This window comes from Mycobacterium sp. OTB74 (genome assembly GCF_029892685.1).
Lineage (GTDB): Bacteria > Actinomycetota > Actinomycetes > Mycobacteriales > Mycobacteriaceae > Mycobacterium.
Window position 1 is genome coordinate 177912 of sequence record NZ_JARXVD010000009.1, and the last position, 22146, is coordinate 200057.

The window sequence follows — 22146 nt, forward strand, 5'->3', positions numbered from 1 at the left end:
CGCTCCTATACAGTGAGGTAGCCGCCGTCGACGGCCAGCGTGGTACCGGTGATGTAGCCGGCGGAACTGCTGCAGAGGAACAGCACTGCGGGCGAAATCTCTTCGGGCTGGCCCATTCTCGCCATCGGCGTGTGCCGCATCTCCGGTTCGAGCAGCGCCGGGATGTCGAGCACCGGGTGGGTCATCCGGGTATCGATCAGCCCGGGTGCCACGGCATTGACCCGGATGCCGTCGTGGACCCAGCGACGGGCCAGGTTCTTGGTGAAGGCCACCATCCCGGCCTTGGATGAGCTATATGCCGGAACGTTGACCGCGGACACGAATGCAGACATCGACACAATGGTGATCACGCTCGAACCGCCCTGTGCACCACTGGCTTTGAGGAGCTCATGACAGCCCATGGTCAGTCGCATATGGGCGGCCATGTTGACCGCCACCGATGCGGCGTAGCCGTCGGGGTCCCATTCGTCCTTGCCGCCGGCGTACGGGCCGCCGGCATTGTTGACCAGGATGTCGAGGCCGTCGAGTGATCCGGGTAGCGCGTCGAGGGCTACGGTGTCCGACAGGTTGCACTGCCGGAAAGTGAACGCGCTCAGGTCGGTTTCCGGATAGACGGCAGCCGACTCACGGGTGCCGGTGACGGTGACGGCCGCGCCGGCCCTGGCGAAATCGTTCGCGATCGCGTAACCGATCCCGCTGGTGCCGCCCGTCACCAGCACCTTGGCGCCGGTGTAGTCGAAGCTCAGGGTATTCACTGCTCGGTCCTCAATTCGTTGATGCATTTGGTCAACCAGGCCTTCTCCCAGAAGTTTTGAGCGTTAGCCTGGAGGGCTTTGTGAGCCTCGACGGCGGCGGCGCGGGCCGCCTTGTTGTTGGGCTCGGCGGCCAGCACCAGGTCCAGCAGCTGCTGAGCCCGAAGGGGACTTCCTTCGCTCAGGTGTGCCCGGGCGGTGTCGATGAGTCGATCGGCGCCGGCTGCGGCCAGCACATCTGCAGCCACCGAATCCGGTGCGACGCCATACAGTTCGGTGGTGGAGCGCTGGTGGAACCACCCGGTGTACATCTCCCAGATGGCCCGCACATTCCACGACGTCTTGCCGTAGCCCTCGCCGACATCGAGATGCTCGGGGATGCGCACGCGGCTCATTGCCGTGTACACATCGGCCCCGGAGTTCATCAGCTCGATGGTCTGGTCGTGCACCGATTGCATGGCATCGCGCATCGCGGTGACCTCCTCGGCGATCCGGTCGGCACCTTCGATCGGGTCGAAATGACCGGTGATGAGCCGGCACGGGCCGTATTCCAGGACTGTGTTCAGCGACTCGATGTACTGAATCGGGTCGCGGTAGCGGTCACCGCGGATGGTGACCAGGTTGGGCACATGCCCGAACAGCGGGCCGAACAGATTGCCGGTGAACAGGATTCGATCCTGCGGCAGCCACACGACCAGGGCGTCGGTGGTTTCGCCCCCAGGCGTCCAGGCCAACTCGAAGTCGCGTCTGCCGACGCTGAGGCGGTGGGTGGTATCGAATGTGGTGGACGGCTCGGGGAAGGAGAAGTCGATTGTCGACGGGTCCATGTCTTTGAGATGTTCGGCGATGGCGTCGCTGAACTTCTTGAACGCAAAATTGGTTCGGGGCACCCGGTAACCGGCGAGTCGGGCATTGTCGTCGCGCCAGTAGCGATAGTTGCGGTGCATCACGACGTCGGTGTCGGTGTCCCGCAACATGGTTACCGCGCCCCAGTGATCAGGGTGTCCCTGGGTCAGGATGATCGCCCGGGTGGGGCCGGGGACGTCCTGAAAAGCCTTCTGGCGCAGCGGTCCTTCGAAGATCAGCCCGGCATTGATGATCACCCGGCCTTCATCGGTGGCCACCGCGTAGGCGTTCGACACCCCAGGTGACATCCAGAGGCCGTCGTCGATGTCGATGGCAGGAGTGTCCGTTGCTGCCGCGAGATCAGCGGCGCCGGGGCGATCGCGATGTATGCCGGCCATGTATCCCTTCCGAGCGGTGCGGAACGTGGTGGTTAGCTCTACCTCTAGAAACCTAGAGTTGATACTCTAGGCCTCTAGAGTTGATGTCAAGAGCGTTTCGGCGAGAAGAGGTCTTCGGAATGTCATTGCGAGGGTTGGCCGACCGTGTGGTCATCGTCGTCGGTGGTGCCACCGGTCTTGGAGCGGCCACCGCCGCCAGGCTGGGTACCGAGGGCGCCCGGGTTGTGTTGGGGGACATCGCCTTTGATGGGGCACAACGCACTGCGGAGGCGATTGTGGCCGCGGGTGGCACCGCCACTGCGGTCGAGTTCGACCTTGCCGATCCGAGCTCGGTGAAGGCGTTGGTCGACGCTGCCGTGCAGACCTACGGCGGCCTGGACGGGATGTTCAACGTTGGGGCCGACATGTCGACCATCCGTCTGGATACCGACGTCGTCTCAATTGATCTGGACGTGTGGGACCGGGTGATGACGGTCAGTCTGCGAGGTTATGTCTCGGCCATGAAATACGCCATACCGCACCTACTCACCCGGGGCGGCGGGGTCATCGTAAACATGTCGTCGGCCGCTGCCTTTCAAGGTGAACCGGCTCGGCCGGCGTATGCCACCGCCAAGGCCGGAATCGGCGCCCTGACAAGGCATGTGGCATCTCGATGGGGCAAAGACGGTATTCGGTGCAATGCCGTCGCGCCGGGATTCACCGCCACTGATGCCATCCGATCCGCGCCGCAGTGGCCGGATCTGGAGGCCTCGGCGCTCAAGCGAATCCGCGGCACCCGGGTTGGCGAACCTGATGACGTCGCGTCACTGGTGGCCTTCCTGCTGTCGGACGAGAGCGAGTGGATCAATGGGCAGATCATCAACATCGACGGTGGCACCGTCCTGCGCTGAGATGACCACTTCCACGCCCCGCCGCCGAGACGGCGACCAACGACGTCGAGAACTCTGTGACGCCGGAATCAGGGTGCTGGCCGAAAACGGTTCGCGAGGCTTGACCCATGCCCAGGTCGATCGCTACGCAGGTGTGCCCGATGGTACGACGTCGTACTACTACCGGACCCGCGACGCACTGCTGCGCGGCGTCGGCAACCGGGTGGCCGAAATCGATTCGGCCAACATGCTATCCGTGACCGACACACCGATTGACGCTCGGCATCCGTTCGACCGTTTGGCGCAGTTGACCTTGGACCAGTCAGATGGTTCGGGGTTGGCGTTGAACCGTGCCCGCCACGAGTTGTTGTTGTGCGCCTCGCGCGATCCCGATCTGGCCGAGGCGTCGAAATTGGCTGTCAGGCGAATCGGCGCGATGTGCCGTGAGGCCATCGCGCACCTACGGCCCTCGGTGGACGCGGAGTTGCTCGATGCCCAGACCACCGCAGTGATGACGTTCATGGCGGGCGTGTTCATCAGGTTGGCGGCAGGCGAAAGCGCGCTATATGACGTCCCAGGGCTCAGTGCCACGCTCGAAGCGGTGGCGGGTGCGGTGGGGCGGCCGACTACGTCAGATAGATCAGCAGAATCGCGCACCACAGCACGGTCAGCCACGCATCGGTGAACATCCGGAACCATCGTGGGGCGCTGTGGACCTCCATGAAGTTACGTATCACCGAGCGGCCCTTGATGAATCCCAGCAGGATCACCGCGACGGGGATGACTCTGCTGGGTTCTGCGGCATGTCCGGTGTACTCGGGCGCCAGCCGCCATGAGGCAAAGGTGATGGCGCACAGCGCGATCCATCCACAAGTCACCGATTGCCCGGATGCAGTCAGCCTGCCGGCAAGTGACGTCACGCCCTCACCCCATCAGTCGATGACGAATGAGCCCTCTCAGTCGCCCTCCTTTTCGTTGGCGACTGAACCGCCTTAGTCGATGACGACCTCCGCCTTGTGCTCGGTGATCGGCCGCGCCGGCAGCTGCTCATCGCAAATCCGCTGCAGGTTCTTGAGCGTCTCATCCAAACCGGGTCCGAGCGGCTTGCCCGGCGTGAACGTCGCCGGCAGGTGCTTCATGCCCTGGATGACGCCGATGGACTCGTAGTGCTCGGCGCCCGCCGGATCGCAGACGTAGTCGGGCATACGGTCGAGCACCGCGGTAACCATCGACTTGAACACCGTGCGGGCCACATTCGATCCGACACAGCGGTGTACGCCGAGGCCGAAGCTGAAGTGCCGGTTGCCCTTTCGGTCCAAGATGACCTCGTTGGGGCTTTCGAACACCGAGGGGTCCCGGTTGGCCATGGCCCACGAGATCCAGAGTCGTTCGCCCTCTTTGAACTTCGTGCCCTCGAACTCGACATCGCCGGAGAAGGTGCGGCCATCGCCAGGCGCCGGGGTGAAGAAGCGCAGAAATTCCTCGGTCGCCGGGTCGAGCAGGGTATCGCGCTCTCGGCTGAGTCGTTCGCGCTCGGCCGGGTTCTGCGACAGCCACTCCAGAGCGTGTGAGGTGAGCGCGGTGGTGGTGTCGAAACCGCCACCGATGATGAGGCCGAGATTGCCCAGGATCTCCAGATCAGGAGCCGGCTCGCCGTTAATCCGTAACTGCAGCAAGGCATTCACCAGACCGGGCCGCGGGTTCTCCCGGACCTCCATCATGGTGTTGATCATGTCGATGCCCATCTGCCGGTTCATCTCGGCGACGCGTGCGGCATCGGGCGAGTGCTCTGGCGTTGACACCGAAAGGTGGGCGGGCTCGCTGTAGATCATCCACCGTTCGAGCTTGATACCCATCATCGCCAGGGTCAGCACCGCCGGCACGATATTGGCCAGGTCATCGACGAAATCGATACGGCCGCTTTCGATCTTCTCGTCGATGGAGGCACGCACGATCTCATCGACGAAGGGCTTCCAGCGCTTGATCGCCGCGGGGGACAGGTACGGGTTCAACGCGCCGCGGTAGGTGCTGTGTTCGGGCTCGTCCATTTCCAGGATACCGCCGCGAACGACGGTGGCGCGCTGGGCTTTTGGAATGGTGATGCCCTGATACGGGGTTTCGCCGGTCAAGTCGTGGTGGTTGGACACCACGGGGCAGCGGGCCAGCTCGAACACGTGCTTGCTGTCGGCGGCCACCCAGTGACCGTTGTACGTGGGGCTCCACGCCATCGGGCACTTGGCCTGCATCTCGCTGGTGATCTCGACGAACTGGTCGCGATATTCCGGGGTGTGCCGATCGAAGAAGAAGGTGTTCTTCTTGCGATCGTCAGCTGAATCGTCCTGGCTGGTATCAGCCATGGAATCGTTGACGCTCAAGGAATTCTCCCTACTCATTCCTCGATGAGGATGGCTTGTTCGGGGCAGGAGTGGGCGGCCTCGCGCACGGCATCCTGCTGATCGACCGGAACCAACTCGGACACCGGCGACGAGCTGCCGTCGATGTCACTGAGCACGAAGGAATCCGGGGCGATCATCGAGCACAGCGTATGACCCTGGCAGCGCTGCCCGTCAACTGAAACCTTCACTGTCTCACTCCTTTTCATGATGATCTCGGCGCGCTCCGTCACTCTCGGCGATACGGAGCGCGCCGAAATCACAGGTCATCAGATGTGGTAGTCGTACCACTTGAGGTAGCCGCCGGCGTCCACGCGCAGCTGCATGCCGGTGACGAACCGAGCCTCGTCCGACGCCAGCCACAGCACTGCATTGCTGATGTCGACCGGCTCGACCCACGGCACCTTCATGGCCTGCTGGACGTAGAAGACCGGCTCGGCATCCTTGAGCTGAGGGTCTTCCAGGTCGGGACGGAACGACTTGTACATCGGCGAGCTCTGCAACATGTTGGTGTTGCAGTTGGTCGGGTGGATGACATTGACCCGGATGCCGCGCGGCGCCAATTCGGTTGCCGCGTCATGCGCGTACTGCGAGATCAGTCGCTTGGAGGTCATGTACGCCATGCCGCCCGGGTCGGCGCCGGGGTTGGGCTTGTTGTGGGCGTCCATCAGTGCCGCGGCCGAGGCGGTGGCGACGATCGATGCGCCTTCCTTCAGGTGCGGCAGTGCGACCTGGATGGCGTTGATGGTGCCGACCAGGTTGACGTTGATGACGTCGGTCCAGGCTTGAAGCGGCGGCTGGCCCTTCATGCCTGCGATACCGGCTTGCGCCACAACGATGTCGAGCTTGCCCAGTTCGGCGATGCCGGCTTCCAGGGCGGTAGCCAGCGCGGCGGCGTCACGGACGTCGGCCTGCGCGGTGAAGCAACGCTGTCCGGTCTTCTCGACGAAGTTCTTGGTCTCCTCGAGGTCCTCAAGAGTGGCCATCTTGTAACCGATGGTCTCGAAGTCGGTACAGAAATCGACTGCGATGATGTCGGCGCCCTCTTCGGCCAGCCGGACCGCGTGGCTGCGGCCCTGTCCGCGTGCTGCGCCGGTGATGAATGCGACTTTGCCCGCTACCCGTCCCACGTGATGTCCCTTCGACTGATCTGTGATTGCTCGGTTTGGCTTCGGATTGACTTAGGTGTTCTGGCCGCCGTTGACGCCCAGGATTTGGCCGGTGATGTAGCCGGCATCCTCGGAGGCGAGGAACGAGACCGCGGCGGCGATGTCTTCGGGCCGTCCGATCCGGCGCACCGGCGTCTTGGCGATGGTCTCTTCTACGCGGACGAAGCCGCGCTGCTCGGCGCCACGCAGCATCGGGGTGTCGATGAAGCCCGGCGGCACCGCGTTGACCGTGATGCCCTCGGGTCCGTACTCCAGGGCCAACGTCTTGGTCAGGCCGTTGACCGCGGACTTGGCGGCGACGTAGGCCGACATGAACTGCGCGCCCGAGTGGGTGCTGGACGACGAGATGTTGACGATGCGTCCCCAACCGGCGGCGCGCATGTCCGGCAGCGCGGCCTGGATGCAGTGGTACACGCCGTTGAGGTTGACGTCGACGACCTTCTGCCAGACCGCGAAGTCGGTGTTGTGGAACTTCTTGAAGGCGTCCAGTCCGGCGGCGGTGACCAGAACCGAGATCGGGCCCAGTTGCGCGCGGATTGCGTCGAACGCGGCAGTCACAGCCGCGACGTCAGTGACGTCTGCGGTGTAGGAGAACTCGTCGTCAGACGGGTTCAGGTCGATTATGGCAACGTTCAAGCCGTCTTTACGCAGTCGCTCCACAATGGCCGCACCGATGCCCGAGCCGCCGCCGGTGACGACGGCCGTCCTCGCAGATTCAGTCACTAAGAATCACCCTTCCGATTATGAGAACCGTACTCTCGTATTAGGTAACACCGCAAGACATGACGGCGTGCGATGTAGGGCCAGTTCATAGGTGTGTTCCGCGACGGCACCCCATGTGACTAGGTCGTCGAGCCTTAGTTGTCTTCTCTCGAGCCGAATGTATGATTCGCCGGTGATGAGAATGAAATTTTCATCACAGTGCTGCACGCCGAGGAGGATGGATGGCCCAGGTGACGGTTGACGTCGATAAGAACGCTGACAACAACGCAGATAAGAATGTGGGCGACGGGCCGGCAGTCGGCGCTGATCGTCGCATGCTGATTAACGGCGAACTCGTCGGTACGGCAACGACCTACCCCTCGATCAACCCGGCCACCGAGGAGGTGCTGGGCTACGCCCCTGAGGCCACTGTGGCCGATGCCGAGGCCGCCGTCGCTGCCGCCCGAAAGGCCTTCGACGAAACCGACTGGGCCACCAATGTGGAGCTGCGGATCCGCTGCCTCGATCAGTTCCACCAGGCGCTGATCGACCACCGCGACGAACTCGCGGCGTTGACCACCGCGGAGGTCGGCGCCACCGCCGCCCTGACCCAGGGTGCGCAGCTGGACCAGCCCATCGCGATCGTGCGGTACTACGCCGATCTGCTCAAGACGTTCCCGATGACCGAGGACCTGGGCAACGTCGAGGTCCGCGGCGCCCAGCACCACCGCTGGGTCGAGAAGGAAGCCGCCGGCGTGGTGTCGGCCATCATCGCCTACAACTACCCGAACCAGTTAGCGCTGGCCAAGCTGGCGCCGGCTCTGGCTGCCGGCTGCACCGTGGTGCTCAAGGCTGCGCCGGACACCCCGCTGATCACGCTGGCGCTCGGCGAGCTGATCGCCAACCACACCGACATCCCGGCCGGCGTCGTCAACGTCATCAGCTCGTCCGACGCGCAGGTCGGTGTCGCGCTGACGACCAGCCCCGACGTCGATGCCGTGACGTTCACTGGCTCCACAGTCGTAGGACGCGCAATCATGGCCGCGGCCAGCGCCACCCTCAAGCGGGTGTTCCTGGAACTGGGCGGTAAGTCCGCCGCCATCGTGCTCGACGACGCCGACTTCGGTATGGCCGCAGTCTTTTCTGCGTTCAGCATGGTCACCCACGCGGGCCAGGGCTGTGCGCTGACCAGCCGGTTACTGGTGCCGCGCAAGCACCACGACGAGATCGTCGAGATGATCAAGACCAACTTCTCGCACGTGCGCTGGGGCGACCCGACTGACCCCAAGACGTACATGGGTCCGCTGATCAGTGAGAAGCAGCGCGACAAGGTCGACGCCATGGTGCAGCGGGCGGTCGAGGCAGGCGCCACCCTGGTCACCGGCGGCGAGAAGAAGGGCCCCGGCTACTTCTACACCCCGACGCTGCTGACCAACGTCGACCCGGACAGCGAGATCGCCCAGGAAGAGGTGTTCGGACCGGTGCTGGCGGTGATCGCCTACGACGATGATGACCACGCCGTCGAGATCGCCAACAATTCGATCTACGGCCTATCCGGCGCGGTCTTCGGTGGCCAGGACCGAGCCATCGCGCTGGCCCGCCGGATCCGCACCGGGACGTTCTCCATCAACGGCGGCAACTACTTCAGCCCCGACAGCCCGTTCGGCGGGTACAAGCAGTCCGGCATCGGCCGCGAGATGGGTGCGGCAGGGCTCGAAGAGTTCTTGGAGCGCAAGACTTTTGCCACGGTCGTCGGCTGAACCACCGACCGCCATTCAGCTACGAGCGAGGGAGAACGAAACGTTGACCGGTAAGCCATTGGAGGGAGTCCGGGTCCTCGAGGTCGCCATGTACGGGTTCGTCCCGTCGGCCGGCGCAGTGCTGGCCGAGTGGGGTGCTGAGGTGATCAAGGTCGAGCATGCCGTCACCGGCGATCCGCAGCGCGGCCTGCGCCAGACCGGTCCGCTGCGGGTCGAGGGCGACCCCAACCCGAACATCGAGCACGCCAACCGTGGCAAGCGCAGCATCGGCCTGGATGTCTCGGTGCCAGAGGGCCGCGAGGTGCTGCTCGAATTGGCAAAGCGCGCAGACGTTTTCCTGACCAGCTTCCTGCCCGGACACCGCAAGAACTTCGGTATGGATGTCGACGACATCCGTGCGGTCAACCCGAAGATCATCTACGCGCGCGGTAGCGCGCTGGGCCCGCGCGGCCTTGAGTCGGAAAAGGGCGGGTACGACATGACCGCCTTCTGGTGTCGCGCCGGTACGGCGGCCACCATCACCCCGCCCGGGATGGACGGCATGGTCGGCCCGCCCGGCCCGGCCTACGGCGACACCATCTCCGGCACCAACCTGGCCGGCGGCATCGCCGCGGCGCTGTTCAAGCGCGAGCGCTCCGGTGAACCGTCGGTGGTCGACGTCTCGCTGCTGGGCAGCGGCCTGTGGGCGATGGGCCACACCATCGCACTGACCAGCCACCTCGACCAGCGTCTGGTCGCCCAGCCGCCGGGTGTGCACGGGTCACCGATCAACCCGCTGGTGGGTGTCTACGCGACAGCCGATGAGCGCTACATCTCATTTGTCATGATGCAGCCCACCAAGTTCTGGGCCGACGTGTGCAAGCACATGGAGTTGGACGACTACATCGACGATCCGCGCTTCGCGACGGCCGAGTCGTTCGCCGAGAACACTCCGGCCGCCGTGGAGATCCTGCGGGAGACGATGATCAAGCGGTCACTGCCGGAGTGGAGCGAGCGGTTCGCCACCCTGGCCGGGCCGTGGGCGCCGGTACAGGACACCCTGCAGGTCGCGCAGGACGCGCAAGTCCGGGCCAACGAATACATCGTGCAGGCCGGGGAATTGGAGCTGGTGGCCAATCCCGTGCAGTTCGACGTCGAGGCTCCGCAGACCGGGGGAGCACCCGCCTTCGCCGAGCAGACCGACGAGATCCTGCAGGAGCTGGGCCTGGACTGGGACCGCATCATCGAGCTCAAGACGGCCGGCGCCGTCACCTAGGCGCAGATCGTCCATGCCCACAGTCGTCGCCATCGGCACTTACCTACCGTGCTGGGGTACCTCCCTGCGCCGGATCGCCGGTGATGACGAGGACGCCATCACCATGGCCGTCGAGGCCGGCCGGGCCGCCCTGGGCTCCGGTGCCGGTGTCGAGCGCGTTGTGTTGGTCAGCCGTAATCTGCCGCTGACCGAAAGCAGCAACGCGGCGGTGCTTTTGGCGGGTCTGGGCCTCGACCCCGAGCTTGAGGTCGACGAGCGGCTCGGTGGTGCGCCGGCGACGTTGGACGCGGTCAGCTCAGCCCGGCCGCGAACGCTGATCATCGGCGTCGACCTGGAGCCGGCTGGGGCGGCTGCGCTGATCACCGCCGAAGGCCAGCAGGTCACCGGGCTGCAGGTGCGGACCGCCGCGCGAGTGGCTCGCAGCCTGCCGGTGCGGACCCGTAATGACGTTGGGACCGTTAGCGATTACGGTGATCCGCGGTTGCTGCACGAACGCGGACTGATCGCGTCGTTGGAAGCGGCGTGGCTGGACACCCCGGCCGCCATCGCCGGGGTCGACCACCACCGGACAGCCGACCTGTGTGTCGGCGACCCGCCGGCACTGCCGACTTTCGGCGCCAGTTCAAGCATTTTCGCGCTGGCCGGGATGGCCGAGAACGGCCGGACCGGCCCGCTGGTCGCCGTCGAACAGGCCAGCTTGTCGGGTATGACGGTCAGCGGCGGTGCGGCCAGGGTGTACCGGCAGGAACCGGTCGCACAGGCCATGCCGGCCGGCACCCAGGTGGCCGGTGGAGACATCCCGATTTCGCTGGCCGCCTACGAGCGGGCCTTCGAGGCCAAGACCCGTTGGGAGGCCGGGCGGTTCACCGGCTCCGACGATCTGGACTTCCCGCCGCGCTACCGGGTCGCCGACGACGGAGCCCTGGCCACCGATTACGAGATGGTGCCGTTGCCACGGACCGGCAGCATCTACACCGAGACCACCGTCCACATGCCGGTGCCGGGTCTGCGTACCCCCTATTCACTGGTCATCGTCGAACTCGATGAGGTCGGCATCCGCGCGCTGGTGAAGGTCACTGGCGCACAACCCGGCTCGGTCGGCATCGGCGACCGCGGCCGGCTCACCCTCCGTCGGGTAGCGGTGCGGTCCGGGGTGCCCGACTATGGGTACATGTTCGAGCCCGAGGCGGCGGCGTGAGGCGGGTGGCGATCGTCGGTGCCGGGATGACCGCGTTCGGCGAGCATTTTGCCTTGGGGCTCAAGGACTTACTGCCGATGGCGTTTGCCGACTGTGCGGCCAGCGTCGACAAGGGCATCGACAAGCATGAGTTGCACGCCGCCTGGCTGGGTGCCATGGGCACCACCGACGGGTTCCCGTCGGGCAACCTCGCAGACACCCTTGGGCTGCCGGACCTGCCGGTCACCAGGGTCGAGAACTCCTGTGCCACCGGCAATGACGCAGTGCGCAACGCGTTGTTCGGAGTGGCTTCGGGAGCTTTCGACATTGCTCTGGTGATGGGTGCGGACAAGCTGCGCGACACCACCAGCAAAGACATGCTCTGGCAATGGGAGGCCATGGCCCGGGACATGGCCTGGGACTACCCGCTGGGCCTGGTGTCGCCGGCGGGGTTTGCCCTGCACGTCGGGCGGTACCTGCACGAGTCACCGGCCACCCGGGAACACCTGGCCATGATCGCTGTGAAGAACCACCGACACGGCGTCAACAACCCCAAGGCCCGACTGCGATTCGAGATCACTGTTGAGCAAGCGCTCAGCGCGCCCACCGTGGTGACCCCGTTCGGGATCTACGACTGCGCGCCCCAGAGTGACGGCGCGGCCGCCCTTGTGCTGGCTGCCGAAGACGTGGTGGACCGGTTCACCGACCGGCCGGTGTGGATCCGCGGGGTGGGTCTGGGCCTGGATTCGGTTATGCACCAACACAAATCCGACATGACGACCTTCCCGGCGACAGTCCGGGCGGCCAAGCAGGCATTCGGCATGGCAGGGTTGACGCCTGGGGAAATTGATGTGGCCGAAGTTCACGATTTCTTCACGGGCATCGAACTGATCAGCTATGAAGATTTGGGTTTCGTCGACAGGTTCGGCGGACACAAACTGGTCGAGACGGAGGCCACCACGGTCGGCGGATCCCTGCCGGTCAATCCGAGTGGTGGGTTGAAGTCCAAAGGCCACCCGCCGGGGGCTACCGGTGTGGCACAGTGCGTCGAGTTGTTTCAGCAGCTGCGTGGCACGGCCAACAACCAGGTGGATGGAGCCCGCCTGGCGTTGGCGCACAATATTGGCGGTCCGACAGCAGTGTCGGCCGTCACGATTCTGGAAGGACCTGGCGCTGATGGCAGGTAAAGGGCCGGACCGGTGGTCGCCGGGTATTTCGTTTGGGCGTAGCGCGTCCGGGCCGATGCAGGCCATCGGTGGGTTGTTTGCCATGTCTGCCGATGCGGTGAAGTACGCGTTTCAGCGGCCGTTCCAGATGCGGGAGTTCTTGGAGCAGTCGTGGTTCGTGGCGCGAGTGTCGTTGGCGCCGACGTTGTTGGTGGCCATTCCTTTCACGGTGTTGGTGTCGTTCACCTTGAACATCCTGCTGCGGGAACTGGGTGCGGCCGACCTGTCCGGTGCGGGTGCGGCGTTCGGTGCGGTGACCCAGGTGGGCCCGATGGTGACGGTGTTGATCGTGGCCGGTGCCGGCGCGACCGCGATGTGTGCGGACTTGGGGTCGCGCACCATCCGCGAGGAGATCGACGCCATGGAGGTGCTCGGGATCAACCCGGTGGCGCGGTTGGTGACGCCCAGAATGCTTGCTTCAGGGCTGGTCGCTTTGCTGCTCAATTCGTTGGTCGTGATCATCGGCATCCTAGGCGGCTACATCTTCTCGGTGTTCGTCCAGGACGTGAACCCGGGCGCGTTTGCTGCTGGCATCACGCTGTTGACCGGGGTGCCCGAGGTGATCATCTCGTGCGTCAAGGCGGCGCTGTTCGGGCTGATCGCCGGCCTGGTGGCCTGCTACCGCGGGCTGACCATTTCCGGTGGTGGCGCCAAGGCCGTGGGCAACGCGGTCAATGAGACGGTGGTGTACGCGTTCATGGCGTTGTTCGTGATCAACGTCGTGGTCACCGCCATCGGTATCCGGATGACAGCTCGGTAAGGCGCGGGGGGCGTACTGATGGCGTTGAAGCAGACCTATCCGCGGTTGGCGCGGGAGTTGAGCCGGCCGGTCTCGTTCTTGAGCCGGATCGGTGACCACACCTTGTTCTACGGCAAGGCGTTGGCCGGGGTGCCGTTCGCTGGAAGGCACTACCGCAAAGAGATCATCCGGCTGATCGCCGAGATTTCCATGGGCGCTGGGACGCTGGCGATGATCGGCGGCACGGTGGCCATCGTCGGGTTCTTGACCCTGGCCACCGGTGGCACGCTGGCCGTCCAGGGCTACAGCTCACTGGGCAACATCGGCATCGAGGCCCTGACGGGATTCTTGTCCGCGTTCATCAACGTGCGCATCGCTGCGCCGATCGTGGCAGGCATCGGCCTGGCCGCCACCTTCGGAGCCGGCGTGACCGCGCAGCTGGGCGCCATGCGCATCAACGAGGAGATCGACGCGTTGGAGTCGATGGCGATCCGGCCCATCTCGTACCTGGTCTCGACCCGCATCCTGGCGGGCATGATCGCCATCACGCCGCTGTACTCCATCGCGGTGATCCTGTCGTTCATCGCGTCGCGGTTTGTCACGGTGGTGCTGTTCGGTCAGTCCGCCGGTCTGTACGACCACTACTTCAACACGTTCCTGAACCCCGTGGATTTGCTGTGGTCGTTTCTGCAAGCCATCTTGATGGCGCTGACCATCTTGTTCATCCACACCTACTTCGGGTATTTCGCCACCGGCGGCCCGTCGGGTGTGGGAGTGGCCGTGGGTAACGCGGTGCGGACGTCCTTGGTCGTGGTGGTGTCGGTGACGCTGTTGGTGTCGCTGTCGATCTACGGCTCCAACGGCAACTTCAACCTCTCGGGCTAGGGGAATCCGGCTGTGACAGAACATTTGGGCCCAGGGCCCATTTATCGCTCGGAGACCTCCAGCTCGGCGGCTCCGGTAGCCGCCAAAGGTGGCGGCGATTTCGGTGCGACCAATCTGGCCCGCCCGATCGCCGGGTTGGTCACCATTGTGGCCATCGCGGCGGTTGTCGGGTTGGCAGTCGCGCTGTTCTCCAGCGCGTTCACCAAAACCGTTCCGGTGACGCTCATTTCGCAGCGCGCTGGGTTGGTGATGAACACCGACGCCAAGGTCAAGATGCGCGGCGTGCAGGTCGGCAAGGTCGACTCCATCGAGCAACGACCCGACGGCATGGCTGTGCTGCATCTGGCCATGGACCCCGATCAGATGCACTTGATCCCGGACAACGTCCGCGCCGACATCGCCTCGTCGACCGTGTTCGGCGCCAAGTACGTCGAACTGCGGGTGCCCGAACAGCCGTCGTCGACTCCCATACAGGCCGGCAAGGTGCTGCAGGGTGATCACGTCACCGTCGAGATGAACACCGTCTTCCAGCAGCTGACCGATGTGCTGAACAAGCTCGACCCGGCCAAGCTGAACCAGACCCTGGCCGCCATGTCGACGGCGGTATCCGGCCGCGGTGAGCAATTCGGCCAGACCATGGTCGATTTCGACGCACTGCTGGCCAAGCTCAATCCGAGCCTGCAGAACTTCGGTCACGACATGAAGCAGTTGGCACCAGTGTCTCGCGCCTACGCGGACGCCGCGCCGGAACTGCTGCAGACCGTCAAGAACACCAACAGGATCAGTGACACCCTGGTCAGCCAGCAGAAGAGCCTGGACAACTTCCTGGTCAACTTGACCGGCCTGGCTGATACCGGCAACGACGTGCTGGGCGGCAATCGGGAACAGCTCAGCAATGTGCTGCACTTGCTGACCCCGACCACCGATCTGCTGCGTGAATACGCACCGGGTCTCAAATGTGCGCTGGCCGGCATGAACTTCATGGCGCACCAGCCGCCGCAGATGAATCCGGGTGTGGTGGTGAACGTGGCCTTCACTCTTGGTATCGACCGCTACCGGTATCCGGCCAACTTGCCCAAGGTGGCGGCCAAGGGCGGTCCCCAGTGCATGGGCTTGCCGTACATCGGGTTCGGTAACCGGTCCAAGTACCTGGTGACCGACACCGGCGCCAACCCGTGGGCCTACGGGAACCAGGGCATCCTGCTCAACTCCGACGGCCTAAAGCAACTGCTGTTCGGACCGATCGACGGTCCGCCACGCAATACCACTCAGGCGGGAATGCCCGGATGAAACGCTCAAACTCCACACTGCTCAAGTTCTCGACGTTCGCCGTGGTGATGATCGTGCTGACCGCCTTCCTGTTCATGGCGTTCGGTCAATACCGCAGCGGCTCCACATCGCAGTACACCGCGGTGTTCGGCGATGCCTCCCGGCTCAAGGGCGGGGACTCGGTCCGGGTCGCCGGCGTCCGGGTCGGCACCGTCAATGATGTTGAGCTGCAACAGGATCACAAGGTGTTGGTTACCTTTGATGCGGACAAGGACGTGGTGCTGACTACCGGGACCAAAGTCGCGGTCCGCTACTTGAACCTGGTCGGTGACCGGTTCCTGGAGTTGATGGATGGTCCGGGGTCCAGTCGGATCCTCCCGGCCGGTTCGACCATCCCGGAGGACCGCACCTCCGGTGCCCTGGACTTGGATCTGCTGCTCAACGGGCTGCGCCCGGTGGTTCGAGGCCTCAACCCGCAAGACGTGAATGCGTTGACCTCGTCGCTGGTGCAGATTTTCCAGGGCCAGGGCGACAACCTGGATTCGCTACTGGGTAAGACCTCGTCGTTCTCAAATGACTTGGCGGACAACGAGCAAACCATCGCGCAACTGATCGACAACCTGAATACGGTGGTGGGCACGCTGTCCAAGGACGGGGACAAGTTCTCCGGAGCCATCGACAAGATGCAGCAGTTGATCAGTGGCTTGTCCAAGGATCGGGATCCGATCGGCACCGCCATCACGCAACTCGACCAGGGCACTGCGTCGATCACCAGCCTGCTGACCCAGGCGCGGGAGCCGCTGAAGAACACTGTCGACGAACTGAGCCGGCTGGCGCCGTTCCTCAATAACGACAAGACGACCCTTGACCGTGGCCTGCAGAAGGACGTGGGTTACTACCGCAAGTTGGCCCGGCTCGGCTCGTACGGCAGCTGGATCATGTACTACATCTGTGGTCTGTCGCTCCGAGTAACTGACCTGCAGGGCCGCACCGCGGTGTTCCCGTGGCTGCAGCAAGAAGGCGGAAGGTGTGGTGAGCCCTGATGTTGAAATATCGTGGGGCACAACTGGTCAAGGCTGGATTCTTCGGAATCGTGCTGATCATTCTGGTCATCGCGATCGGTCTGCAGCCCGAGCGGATCACCCAATGGGCGACCTCTGTTCGGTACAAGGCCGAGTTCGCCGAGGCCGGTGGCCTGTCGGTCGGAAACCAGGTGACCATGTCGGGCATCAAGGTCGGCACGGTCAGCGCCATCGCGCTGCGTGACGGCAATGCGCTTGTCACCTTCAGCACGAAGGGGAAGTTCCCGCTGGGGTCGCAGACCACCGCGCACATCCGCACCGGTTCACTGCTCGGTGAGCGTGTGCTGACGCTGGAGTCGGCGGGCAGCGGAACCATGCGCCCCAACGACCTCATCCCGGCAACCCGGACCTCGTCGCCGTACTCGCTGACCGATGCGATCAGTGACTTGACCACCAATACGGCGGGCACCGACACCGCGTCGCTGAACCAGTCGCTGGACACTTTGTCAGCGACGCTGGATCAGATCGCGCCGAAGCTGGGGCCCACCTTCGATGGATTGAGCCGGCTGGCCCGATCGCTCAACAGCCGCAACGATAACCTGGGCGGGCTGCTCAAGAGCGCAGCCAACGTCACCGGGGTGCTGTCGCAGCGTAGTCAGCAGCTGAACACGTTGATCCTGGACGCCAACGACCTGCTCGGCGTGCTCAACGACCGCCGTGAGGCGATCGTCGCGCTGTTGGCCAACACCTCTGCGGTGTCCAAGCAGCTCAGCGGTTTGGTGAAGGACAACGAGGACAAACTGGCGCCGACCCTGAAGCGGCTCAACTCGGTGACCGAGGTTCTGGAGAAGAACCGGGACAACATCACGAAGTTGCTGCCTGACCTGCGCAAGTTCATGCTGGCGCAGGGCGAGACGCTGGCCAACGGCCCGTACTACAACGCCTACGTGCCGAACCTGAACCCGATGGAGACCATTCAGCCGTTCCTGGACTACGCGTTCGGCTTCCGACGCGGTGTCAACGCCGGTCAGCCGCCGGACAATGCCGGGCCTCGTGCTGAATTCCCCATCCCCTACAACGGGATTCCCGGAGGTTCGCGCTGATGACGCGCAAACGGATGACCACACTGCTCGCAGTCGCCATCGCCGCACTGCTGGTGATCGGCGCCGGATTCTTGGTGCGGAAGCTGTACTTCGCGCCGCAGACCTTCTCGGCGTTGTTCACCTCGGCCACCGGCGTCTACCCGGGCGACGACGTCCGGGTGGCCGGGGTGAAGGTCGGCTCCATCGACTCGATCACGCCGGAGGGCGCTCAGAGCAGGCTGACCCTCAAGGTCGACCGGGACGTACCGATCCCCGCTGACGCCAAGGCGTTGATCGTGGCGCAGAACCTGGTGGCGGCGCGGTACGTGCAGCTGACCCCGGCCTTCAAGCACAGTGGGGCCAAGCTGGCCGACAACGCCGTGATTCCGTTGGACCGCACCGCGGTTCCGGTGGAGTGGGACGAGGTCAAGACCCAGCTGACCCGGTTGGCGACCGAGCTTGGTCCTCGCAGTGGAGTCTCGGGTACCTCGGTGTCCCGGATCATCGACAGTGCGGCAAATGCCTTGGACGGCAACGGCCAGAAGCTGCACGACACCATTACCCAGATGGCCGGTGCGGCGCGGGTGTTGGCGAACGGCAGCGGCAATATGGTCGACATCATCAAAGGCCTGCAGACCTTCGTCACCGCGCTGAAAGACAGCAACACTCAGGTGGTCTCCTTCCAGAACCGGTTGGTCACGCTCAGTGGTGTGGTGGACAGCAGCAAGTCCGATCTCGATGCCGCGCTGAAGGACCTGTCGACCTCGATCAGCGAGGTGCAGCGATTCGTCGCCGGAAGCCGGGATCAGACCGCCGAACAGATTCAGCGGTTGGGGAACGTGACGCAGAATCTGGTGGATAACCAGATGCAGCTCAAGAACATCCTGCACATCGCACCCAACGAATTCATCAACGCGTACAACATCTACAACCCGAGCACCGGTAGTGCGGTGGGCCAGTTCGTGTTGCACAATCTGTCGTCGCCGGTCGATTTCATCTGCGGCGCAATCGGTGCGATCGAAAACACCACCGCGCCGGAGACCGCAAAGCTGTGCTCGCAGTACCTGGGGCCGGCACTGCGACTGACGAACTTCAACCACCTGCCATTCGGTATCGATCCGTACCTGATGCCGTCGGCCAACCCCGAGGACATCATTTACTCTGAGCCGGGTCTGGCTCCGGGCGGCGGTGGCGGGTCTCCCAGGCCGGCCGAGACTTCGCCGTCGCTGTCGGCGTACAACCCGGGACCCATACCCCCGCCGCCGTTCACCGGACGCGCGCCGGGTGAGACACCGCCAGGAGCCGACCAGCTGTTGCCGGGTGCGCCGCCCAACCCGGGGACCAACATGCCACCTTCGGTGTGGTCCATGCTGAACCCGGCCGGCCCGGCACCGGGTCCGGCACCCGCGCAGACACCACCGCTGGCTGCGGAAGTACAGGCGCCAGCTCCTGCTCCGGCAGGACCGGCACCGGCAGAAGGGACGCCACCAGCATGAGGGCAGCGAAAAACGTTGGGGTGAAACGTCGTTCACGCAGAGAGCGGACTGCCCGCGCGGTGGTGACCGGGCTCGCGGCCGGTTCGTGCGTACTGCTGACCTCAACAGGGTGTGCATTTCAGGGTGTGAACTCGCTGCCGTTGCCCGGTGCGGTGGGCCGCGGCTCGGGTTCGACGGTCTACCACGTCGAGATCGCGAATGTGGCCACGCTGGAGCCGAATTCGCCGGTCATGATGAATGACGTGGTGGTGGGCAGCGTGCGCAACATGACCGCAAAGAATTGGCACGCCGACATCGAATTCTCGGTGAAGCCGGGAGTTGTGGTGCCCGCCAATGCCATTGCCCGGGTGGGACAGACCAGTTTGCTCGGGTCGATGCACCTGGCGTTGGACCCGCCACTTGGGCAGGCTCCCAGTGGGGCACTGCCGCCTGGCGGAACGATCTCACTGAACAATGCGTCGACCTACCCGACCACCGAGCGGACATTGTCGTCGCTGGCAGCCGTGGTCAATGGCGGCGGACTGGGGCAGATCGGTGATGTGATCCACAACTTCAGTACTGCACTGAACGGTCACGAAGCCCAATTCCGCGATCTGCTAACACGTTTGAACGATTTTGTGGGCATCCTGGACGATCAGCGGGACGACATCGTCAACTCGATCCAGTCGCTGAACCGGTTGGCGTCGACCTTCGCCGGCCAGCGCGACGTGCTGACCGTGGCTCTGAACAAGATCCCGCCTGCCATCGATGTGCTGGTCAAGGAACGGCCACAGCTGACCACCGCTCTGGAGAAGCTGGGCAAGTTCAGCAACGTCGCGACTCAGTTGGTGCAGGACTCCAAGGCCGACCTGGTGAGCAACCTGCAGAACCTCACCCCGGCGCTGGAGGCGTTCACCGCGCTCGGTCCGGACGTTGACACGGTGCTGGAGTACCTGCCGCACTTCCCGTTCACCACCAGCTTCATCGACCGGGCCATCCGCGGCGACTACTACAACCTGTTCGCCATCGTCGACTTCACTGTCCCACGCCTCAAGCACAGCCTGTTCCTGGGCACCCGGTGGGGGCAGGAGGGCACCCAACTGGTGCCGGCGCCGGGCGACCCGGCGTACCTGAACTACACCTACGACCCGCTCAAGACCGGGGTCAACCCACCGCCACCGGGGACGTTTGTGCCGAGCTCGCCGCAGCCGCCGTGGGCTCCGCCGCCGGTAGCGACCAACGTCGGACCGATCCTGCCGGTGGTACCGCCGGCGACGGGTCTGTCGGGTGGACCTGCATCGGTCACCCAGCAGGGTGGGTCAAGTCCGATATTCGCTGGGCCGTACGGCAATTCGGCACCTGCAGCACCGCCGGCTCCAGACGGAGGACACTGATGCTCACCCGTTTCGTACGGACTCAGCTGATCATCTTCACCATCGCCTCGATCATCGGGGTGGCGGTGATGGTGTTCACCTACATGCAGGTGCCGACCCTGCTCGGCCTCGACCGCCTCACGGTGAAGCTGCAGCTGCCGGCCACCGGCGGCCTCTACCGGTTCAGCAATGTCACCTACCGGGGGTCGCAGATCGGCCGGGTTACCGACGTCAAGCTGACGCCCAACGGGGCAGAGGCCACCTTGTCACTGGACACCTCGCCCAAGGTCCCGGCCGATCTGAGGGCCGAGGTCCGCAGCATGTCCGCGGTGGGTGAGCAGTATGTGGATCTGTTGCCCAAGAACAACTCCGGTCCGTACCTGCAGAACGGCGCGGTGATCCCGGCTGCCAACACCAGCATTCCGCAGCCGGTCGGCCCGATGCTGGACAAGCTCGGCGCACTGGTCGATACCATTCCAGGTGACCAACTGAGCAAGTTGCTGGACGAGTCGTACACCGCGTTCAACGGCACCGGCTACGACTTCGGTTCGCTGCTGGACTCGGCCTCCAAGCTGACCCACGACGCCAACGGGGTGTCTGATCAGATGCGCAAGCTGGTCGACAATTCCGGGCCGTTCCTGGATGCGCAGGCACAGACCACCGATGCGACGCGGTCCTGGGCGTCCAGCCTGGCCGGCATCACTGGCACCATGGCCAACAACGACTCCCAATTCCGCCGGATTCTGCACGACGGCCCGGGTTTCGCCCAGGAAACCACCATGCTGCTCAACCAGATCAAGCCGACCCTGCCGATTCTGCTCGCAAACCTGAGCACCATCGGCCAGATCGCTGTCACCTGGCATGCCTCAGTTGAGCAGTTGCTGGTGTTGTTGCCGCCGTTCGTGTCTCAGATCGAGACCTATGCACCGGTCAACAACCCAACGGGTCTGCCCAACGGTGAGTTCTCGCTCGGCCTGGGTGACCCACCGTCCTGCACGGTCGGCTTCCTGCCGCCGTCGGCGTGGCGCTCACCGGCCGACCTCAGCGACGTCGACACGCCCGACAACCTGTACTGCAAATTGCCGCAGGATTCACCGATCGCAGTTCGCGGTGCGCGCAACTACCCATGCCTGGATCATCCTGGCAAGCGGGCGCCGACCGTCGAATTGTGTAACGACCCCAACGGTTTCCAACCGCTGGCCCAGCGTCAGCACGCATTGGGTCCGTACCCGATCGACCCGAACCTGATCGCCCAGGGCGTGCGCCCGGATGATCGGTCGTTGCCGGACAACAACATCTACGGTCCGATCGAGGGTTCAGGGCTGCCGCCGGGGGTAGCCGAGCGGCCGCAGGCTCCGCCACCGCCGCCACCGCCGCCGGCCAGTTTCCCGGGTATGCCGCCGGGTCCGCTGATGCCGTACCCGCCGCTGCACCTCGAGCCGCCGGTACCTGCGCCACCGGCCCAGCAGCAGGGTCCGATGGTTCCGGAACGCCCGGGGGATTTGCCGCGGGCGACCGACGTGCCGACAGTCGCGCCAGGGCCACCGGCTGCGGATGGTGCTGCGCCAGGCAATAATTCAGCGCCGCAGGCGGCACCGAGTGCCTTCAAGGGGCCATCGGGTGGCCCGTCAGTGGCGATCGCCCGATACGACCCGCACAGCGGGCAGTACATGAGCCCGGACGGGAAGCTTTATAAGCAGACCGATCTGGTCAAGCCGGCGGGCTCGTGGCAGCAGATGATGCCGAGCTGAGTT

Annotated in this window: 21 protein-coding genes; 14 read left to right on the forward strand and 7 right to left on the reverse strand. The window is 64.5% G+C overall.

From position 1 onward, the window contains the following. Positions 1-5: 5 nt before the first annotated feature. Both M2432_RS14600 and M2432_RS14605 read right to left on the reverse strand, forming a co-directional pair. Positions 6-755 (reverse strand): SDR family oxidoreductase, encoded by a 750-nt coding sequence (locus tag M2432_RS14600; protein WP_280827526.1) that lies wholly within the window; start codon positions 753-755, stop codon positions 6-8. After that, a complete protein-coding gene (locus M2432_RS14605; protein ID WP_280827527.1) occupies positions 752-1996 on the reverse strand; it encodes an alkyl sulfatase dimerization domain-containing protein in 1245 nt (414 codons plus the stop codon). The genes M2432_RS14600 and M2432_RS14605 overlap by 4 nt, the downstream gene beginning before the upstream one ends. 119 nt (positions 1997-2115) lie before the next feature. On the opposite strand from M2432_RS14605, the gene M2432_RS14610 reads away from it, so the two are divergent. Continuing rightward, on the forward strand, positions 2116-2886 hold the full coding sequence (locus tag M2432_RS14610) for an SDR family oxidoreductase (protein WP_280827528.1): 771 nt from the start codon (positions 2116-2118) through the stop codon (positions 2884-2886). Position 2887: 1 nt separating this feature from the next. Beyond that, on the forward strand, positions 2888-3550 hold the full coding sequence (locus M2432_RS14615) for a TetR/AcrR family transcriptional regulator (RefSeq protein WP_280827529.1): 663 nt from the start codon (positions 2888-2890) through the stop codon (positions 3548-3550). On the opposite strand, the gene M2432_RS14620 is transcribed toward M2432_RS14615, so the two are convergent. The 5 genes from M2432_RS14620 to M2432_RS14640 form a co-directional block, all read right to left on the reverse strand. After that, positions 3492-3785, reverse strand: coding sequence for a cytochrome C oxidase subunit IV family protein (locus tag M2432_RS14620; RefSeq protein ID WP_280827530.1), 294 nt, complete (start codon positions 3783-3785; stop codon positions 3492-3494). The genes M2432_RS14615 and M2432_RS14620 overlap by 59 nt on opposite strands. A 72-nt stretch (positions 3786-3857) precedes the next feature. Beyond that, the gene (locus M2432_RS14625; RefSeq protein WP_280827563.1) at positions 3858-5222 is read right to left on the reverse strand and encodes a cytochrome P450; all 1365 of its coding nucleotides are present in this window, start codon (positions 5220-5222) and stop codon (positions 3858-3860) included. A 32-nt stretch (positions 5223-5254) separates the two neighbouring features. Next, a complete protein-coding gene (locus M2432_RS14630; protein ID WP_280827531.1) occupies positions 5255-5449 on the reverse strand; it encodes a ferredoxin in 195 nt (64 codons plus the stop codon). 78 nt (positions 5450-5527) lie between these two features. Further along, entirely contained in the window at positions 5528-6388 is an 861-nt protein-coding gene (locus M2432_RS14635) for a mycofactocin-coupled SDR family oxidoreductase (RefSeq protein ID WP_280827532.1), read from the reverse strand. Positions 6389-6439: 51 nt separating this feature from the next. After that, positions 6440-7150 (reverse strand): SDR family NAD(P)-dependent oxidoreductase, encoded by a 711-nt coding sequence (locus tag M2432_RS14640; protein ID WP_280827533.1) that lies wholly within the window; start codon positions 7148-7150, stop codon positions 6440-6442. A 314-nt stretch (positions 7151-7464) separates the two neighbouring features. Here M2432_RS14640 and M2432_RS14645 point away from each other — a divergent pair, with 314 nt between their 5' ends. Genes M2432_RS14645 through M2432_RS14700 form a run of 12 tightly spaced genes read left to right on the forward strand, consistent with a single transcriptional unit; the run spans position 7465 to position 22143 of the window. Then, positions 7465-8889: an aldehyde dehydrogenase family protein gene (locus tag M2432_RS14645; RefSeq protein WP_280827564.1), complete on the forward strand. Its 1425-nt coding sequence runs from the start codon at positions 7465-7467 to the stop codon at positions 8887-8889. A gap of 43 nt (positions 8890-8932) precedes the next feature. After that, positions 8933-10144, forward strand: a complete 1212-nt coding sequence (locus M2432_RS14650) for a CoA transferase (RefSeq protein WP_280827534.1) — start codon at positions 8933-8935, stop codon at positions 10142-10144. A 13-nt stretch (positions 10145-10157) separates the two neighbouring features. Continuing rightward, complete coding sequence (locus M2432_RS14655) at positions 10158-11342, forward strand: OB-fold domain-containing protein (protein ID WP_280827535.1); 1185 nt, start codon at positions 10158-10160, stop codon at positions 11340-11342. After that, entirely contained in the window at positions 11339-12508 is a 1170-nt protein-coding gene (locus M2432_RS14660) for a thiolase family protein (protein WP_280827536.1), read from the forward strand. The genes M2432_RS14655 and M2432_RS14660 overlap by 4 nt, the downstream gene beginning before the upstream one ends. Continuing rightward, positions 12498-13307, forward strand: a complete 810-nt coding sequence (locus M2432_RS14665) for an ABC transporter permease (RefSeq protein ID WP_280827537.1) — start codon at positions 12498-12500, stop codon at positions 13305-13307. Before M2432_RS14660 ends, M2432_RS14665 begins: the two co-directional genes overlap by 11 nt. An 18-nt stretch (positions 13308-13325) precedes the next feature. Beyond that, positions 13326-14171: an ABC transporter permease gene (locus tag M2432_RS14670; protein ID WP_280827538.1), complete on the forward strand. Its 846-nt coding sequence runs from the start codon at positions 13326-13328 to the stop codon at positions 14169-14171. Positions 14172-14183: 12 nt separating this feature from the next. Next, positions 14184-15461 (forward strand): MCE family protein, encoded by a 1278-nt coding sequence (locus M2432_RS14675; protein WP_280827539.1) that lies wholly within the window; start codon positions 14184-14186, stop codon positions 15459-15461. Then, complete coding sequence (locus M2432_RS14680; protein WP_280827540.1) at positions 15458-16483, forward strand: MCE family protein; 1026 nt, start codon at positions 15458-15460, stop codon at positions 16481-16483. Before M2432_RS14675 ends, M2432_RS14680 begins: the two co-directional genes overlap by 4 nt. Further along, a complete protein-coding gene (locus M2432_RS14685) occupies positions 16483-17565 on the forward strand; it encodes an MCE family protein (RefSeq protein ID WP_280827541.1) in 1083 nt (360 codons plus the stop codon). Before M2432_RS14680 ends, M2432_RS14685 begins: the two co-directional genes overlap by 1 nt. Continuing rightward, complete coding sequence (locus tag M2432_RS14690) at positions 17565-19040, forward strand: MCE family protein (protein WP_280827542.1); 1476 nt, start codon at positions 17565-17567, stop codon at positions 19038-19040. The genes M2432_RS14685 and M2432_RS14690 overlap by 1 nt, the downstream gene beginning before the upstream one ends. Further along, positions 19037-20413 carry an MCE family protein gene (locus tag M2432_RS14695; RefSeq protein WP_280827543.1) on the forward strand — a complete coding sequence of 459 codons (1377 nt, stop codon included), beginning with the start codon at positions 19037-19039 and terminating at the stop codon, positions 20411-20413. Before M2432_RS14690 ends, M2432_RS14695 begins: the two co-directional genes overlap by 4 nt. Continuing rightward, positions 20413-22143 carry an MlaD family protein gene (locus M2432_RS14700; RefSeq protein ID WP_280827544.1) on the forward strand — a complete coding sequence of 577 codons (1731 nt, stop codon included), beginning with the start codon at positions 20413-20415 and terminating at the stop codon, positions 22141-22143. Before M2432_RS14695 ends, M2432_RS14700 begins: the two co-directional genes overlap by 1 nt. The last annotated feature ends 3 nt before the right edge of the window (positions 22144-22146 follow it).

What these genes read in the sequence shown, in the direction of transcription:
- M2432_RS14605 (WP_280827527.1), bottom strand. Translation starts at nt 1,996, where the DNA reads ATGGCCGGCATACATCGCGATCGCCCCGGCGCCGCTGATCTCGCGGCA.
- M2432_RS14610 (WP_280827528.1), top strand. Translation starts at nt 2,116, where the DNA reads ATGTCATTGCGAGGGTTGGCCGACCGTGTGGTCATCGTCGTCGGTGGT.
- M2432_RS14615 (WP_280827529.1), top strand. Translation starts at nt 2,888, where the DNA reads ATGACCACTTCCACGCCCCGCCGCCGAGACGGCGACCAACGACGTCGA.
- M2432_RS14625 (WP_280827563.1), bottom strand. Translation starts at nt 5,222, where the DNA reads ATGGCTGATACCAGCCAGGACGATTCAGCTGACGATCGCAAGAAGAAC.
- M2432_RS14645 (WP_280827564.1), top strand. Translation starts at nt 7,465, where the DNA reads ATGCTGATTAACGGCGAACTCGTCGGTACGGCAACGACCTACCCCTCG.
- M2432_RS14655 (WP_280827535.1), top strand. Translation starts at nt 10,158, where the DNA reads ATGCCCACAGTCGTCGCCATCGGCACTTACCTACCGTGCTGGGGTACC.
- M2432_RS14665 (WP_280827537.1), top strand. Translation starts at nt 12,498, where the DNA reads ATGGCAGGTAAAGGGCCGGACCGGTGGTCGCCGGGTATTTCGTTTGGG.
- M2432_RS14670 (WP_280827538.1), top strand. Translation starts at nt 13,326, where the DNA reads ATGGCGTTGAAGCAGACCTATCCGCGGTTGGCGCGGGAGTTGAGCCGG.
- M2432_RS14680 (WP_280827540.1), top strand. Translation starts at nt 15,458, where the DNA reads ATGAAACGCTCAAACTCCACACTGCTCAAGTTCTCGACGTTCGCCGTG.
- M2432_RS14685 (WP_280827541.1), top strand. Translation starts at nt 16,483, where the DNA reads ATGTTGAAATATCGTGGGGCACAACTGGTCAAGGCTGGATTCTTCGGA.
- M2432_RS14690 (WP_280827542.1), top strand. Translation starts at nt 17,565, where the DNA reads ATGACGCGCAAACGGATGACCACACTGCTCGCAGTCGCCATCGCCGCA.
- M2432_RS14695 (WP_280827543.1), top strand. Translation starts at nt 19,037, where the DNA reads ATGAGGGCAGCGAAAAACGTTGGGGTGAAACGTCGTTCACGCAGAGAG.
- M2432_RS14700 (WP_280827544.1), top strand. Translation starts at nt 20,413, where the DNA reads ATGCTCACCCGTTTCGTACGGACTCAGCTGATCATCTTCACCATCGCC.